We start from the raw sequence: 3699 nt of genomic DNA, 5'->3' as shown, positions 1-3699 counted from the left end.
GACATATTCTTTGCAGTCGCAGTTTATGTCGAGCGTGGCGGCGGTAGGCGCAGGTTTCCTTCGGTTTTCCATGATTTCACTCCAGATAACTACGGTTCCGTCGACCTCAGCAAGTCGAAGGAGCCAACATGCGAACACGATCATCACTGCCGTTTCGGACTGCCCCGCTCCGGGTCGAAGATTCGCCCAGTCACGGCACTCTTCTCGCCGCATTTCTCTCCTCTCTGTCGCTCGACGAGAGGTCAGGCTGTGCGGTTCTGTATGGCGCGGCGGTCCGCCATTTCCTGCATTGGCTGGACCTGCACGAGATCGCGATCCGCACGATTGACGATCGGGCTGTCCGGCGGTTCGAGAAGCATCGGTGTCGGTGCCACCGGTATTCGGCGCAGCAAGCGCACTACAAGGCTGACCAAGCAGCAAGGGTCAGGCGCTTCGTCCGGTTCCTGGAAGATCAAGGCTACGTCGAAGTCGACGACGGGATCGACGATCTGCCACGGCACCTCGCTGACTATTCCGATGCGATCGATCGCCTGCAACTCGCCGAGGGACCCGCGCAGGCCTATCGGTCCGAGGCCGAGCATTTCATGGCCTGGCTTCGCATTACGCGACGCCAATGGATCGATATCGACGACACGATCATCGACCAGTACGCTGCGCATGATTGCCGATGCCCGGTATGGCGCAAGCGCGGCAAGCTGGTCGCCACGGGCACGAAGCGGCGGCGGCGATGCGCACGGCACTTCGTCGAGTTCCTGCGAGGCCGCGGTGTCATCCCATCGGTTGAACCGGTGGCTGACGATGACCCGCACATGTCGGCTTACCTCACGTGGCTCAAGCAACATCGCGGCGTCACCGATGAGACGATCCGGCGCTACCGGACCGATATCAGACGGCTCATGCCGATGCTGGGCGAGCCTTCGCAATGGGATGCCGCCGGACTCAGGAGCGCATTTCAACGACGAAGCAAGGAGACGCCGGGCTCGGCATCGCTGCTCGTCACGATAATGAGGAGCTACATCCGGTTTCTGGTCGTGCGTGGCGAGTGCCGGCCTGCATTGTTGCATGCAGTTCCATCAGTGCAGCGCTACCGCCTTTCGACGCTGCCGCGCCACGTCGACCCGGCAACGATCGAGAGGATCATTGCGGCCTGCCCGACAGATCGTCCGGTAGAAGTCCGGGACAAGGCCATCATTCTCCTGCTCGCCAGGCTCGGCCTGAGGGCTGCCGATGTTCAGGACATGCGTCTCGACGACATCGACTGGCGGTCCGGCCACCTGACGGTCAAGGGCAAGACGCGTCGACCGGACCGTCTGCCATTGCCGCAGGATGTCGGCGACGCGATCTTGGCATATCTTGCGGCAGCCCGCCCGGAGGCCGCCGAAGAGCATCTGTTCCTGCGTGCACAAGCACCGTTTCGGCCATTCCGCTCGTCCGCCGAGATCGCGGGCATCGTCGCTCGAACGCGCGACCGCGGTGGGATCGAAGGAGTGCCGACCGGGTCGCACATATTCCGGCATTCGCTTGCCACCAACCTGCTGCGCGCGGGCGCAGGCCTGGAGTCCGTTGGGACCATCCTGCGTCACAGCTCGCCTGAGACCACTGCCATCTACGCCAAGGTCGATCTGCCGATGCTCATGAAGATCGCGCAGCCATGGCCGGGAGAACCGTCATGCTGAACATGCACATTTCCAGATACGTCTCGCTCCATCGCAGCTTGGGACGGAAGTTCTCCGAACAGGAACGCTTGCTGCGCCAATACGCCGATTTCGCCGGCCGCGCCGGTGACCGGCACACCCAAGTGCAGCGCATTTACGACTGGTGCCACACGGCAAGCTCGCAGAACGTGGCCCGCCATAGGTTCGACGCCGTACGTAACTTCAGCCTTTTCGCTCATGCTGAAGATCCAGCTCACGAGGTTCCGCCTGCGGGCGTCTTCGGTCGGGGCAAGCGGCCACGCCCGACCCCGACCATCATCGAACCGGAACAGGTCCGGGCGATCATGACCGCGGTATTGGACGTTGCGCCCCAAGGCACGATCAGCCCGTACACGTATCATTATCTGTTCGGCCTGCTGGCGGCGACAGGTCTCCGGATTTCCGAGGCCCTCGCTCTTCAATGCAACGATCTGGTCGAGGATGGCCTGATCGTCCGCAACGGCAAGTTCGGCAAGCAGCGGCTGATTACCTTGCAGCCATCGACCCGTCAGGCGCTCGAAGCATATCTCGCCACCCGAGCAAGGCTTGGCGCCACGGGCAATGACCTGTTCGTGACCATTCGGGGGAGAGCACCACACAAGGTGCGCGCCCACGTGGTGTTCGTCAGGCTGGCCCGGCAGCTCGGATACCGCGGACCGACCGGAACGGCCGGGATGCGGTTACACGACCTGCGGCACACTTTCGCCGTGCGTTCCCTTGAGTCCTGTCCGCGCGACAGGGAAGCCATCGCACACCACATGGCCGGACTCAGCGTATATCTGGGGCATGCGTCGGTCGCCAACACCTATTGGTATCTCGAGGCCACTCCGGTGCTGCTGCGCGATATCGCTGTCGCCAGCGAGCAACTTTACCGGGGAGAAGCGGCATGACGGCACTCGCTCCGCACCTCTCGATCTACCTGCGTGAACATCTGCCGCGCGAACGTGCTGTCAGTCCGCACACGGTGAAGACCTATGCCAACTGCTTTGTCCTCCTGGTCCAGTTCGCTGCCGATCGGCTGAAGCGTCGGCCGACCGATCTCGAGATCGAGGATCTCGGCACCGACATGATCATGGCCTTCCTTGACCATGTCGAGAACGGTCGCGGCAGCTGTGTTCGGACCCGCAATGGCAGGCTCGCCGCGATCCGGTCCTTCTTCCGCTACATCGAGTATCGTATTCCGGCCTGCCTGGATCAGGCCCTTCGCGTCAGATCGATCCCTACCAAGAAGACCGACAAGGCGCTGATCGACTACCTCGACCGGGCAGAGATCAAGGCTTTGCTCGACGCCCCGGATCCCCGGACACGCCTTGGCACCCGCGATCGCGCAATGCTGCATCTGGCCTATGCTGGCGGGCTGAGGGTGTCGGAACTCGTAACGCTACAACTGCGCGATTTCCCGGACCGCTTCCTGTCCACCGTGCACATCATGGGCAAGGGACGGCGTGAACGGGTCCTCCCGCTCTGGAAGGAGACTCAGTTCGCATTGCGCGCGTGGCTTGCGATCCGCCCCGATGCGCAAGCTGCCGAGATATTCCTCAATGCCAGCGGGCAACCCATGACCCGCGACGGATTTGCGTTCCGTTTGGCGGAGCACGTCAAGCGCGCGGCAGAGAAGCAGCCGTCGATCCTTGGCAAGCGCGTAACACCGCACGTGCTGCGCCACTCCTGCGCAATGCACACGCTCGCGGCGACAGGGGACATTCGCAAAGTCGCATTGTGGCTCGGCCATGCCAGCATCCAGAGCACCGAGACCTATTTGCGCGCCGATCCCGAGGAGAAGCTGCAGATTCTCGCGGCGCACGGCGCTCCTGCCATCAAGCCCGGGCGCTTCAAGCCGCCATCCGATGCCCTGATCACGATGCTCACCGACGTTCGAAGGCGGGCCTAGCCCGTCTCCGGACAACCCCCTGGCACTCATATTATCTGGAGTGAAATCATGGAAAACCGAAGGAAACCTGCGCCTACCGCCGCCACGCTCGACATAAACTGCGACTGCAAAGAA

At 62.6% G+C, this 3699-nt stretch carries 3 protein-coding genes; all 3 read left to right on the top strand.

Annotation, left to right across the window (positions count from 1 at the left end; genetic code table 11):
- The first annotated feature begins 128 nt into the window (after positions 1–128).
- From FFS08_RS23300 to FFS08_RS23290, 3 genes are read left to right on the top strand one after another with little or no spacing between them, the layout of a single operon-like run.
- Positions 129–1676, top strand: a complete 1548-nt coding sequence (locus FFS08_RS23300; protein WP_030540400.1) for a tyrosine-type recombinase/integrase — start codon at positions 129–131, stop codon at positions 1674–1676.
- Entirely contained in the window at positions 1670–2584 is a 915-nt protein-coding gene (locus FFS08_RS23295) for a tyrosine-type recombinase/integrase (protein WP_030540399.1), read from the top strand. Before FFS08_RS23300 ends, FFS08_RS23295 begins: the two co-directional genes overlap by 7 nt.
- On the top strand, positions 2581–3585 hold the full coding sequence (locus FFS08_RS23290) for a tyrosine-type recombinase/integrase (RefSeq protein ID WP_030540398.1): 1005 nt from the start codon (positions 2581–2583) through the stop codon (positions 3583–3585). The genes FFS08_RS23295 and FFS08_RS23290 overlap by 4 nt, the downstream gene beginning before the upstream one ends.
- Positions 3586–3699: the final 114 nt, after the last annotated feature.

The sequence above is a fragment of the Sphingomonas sp. 1F27F7B genome, from assembly GCF_005503355.1.
GTDB lineage: Bacteria > Pseudomonadota > Alphaproteobacteria > Sphingomonadales > Sphingomonadaceae > Sphingomonas.
The sequence above is the reverse complement of the archived record's forward strand: the minus strand, read 5'-3'. Positions and strand labels throughout refer to the sequence as shown.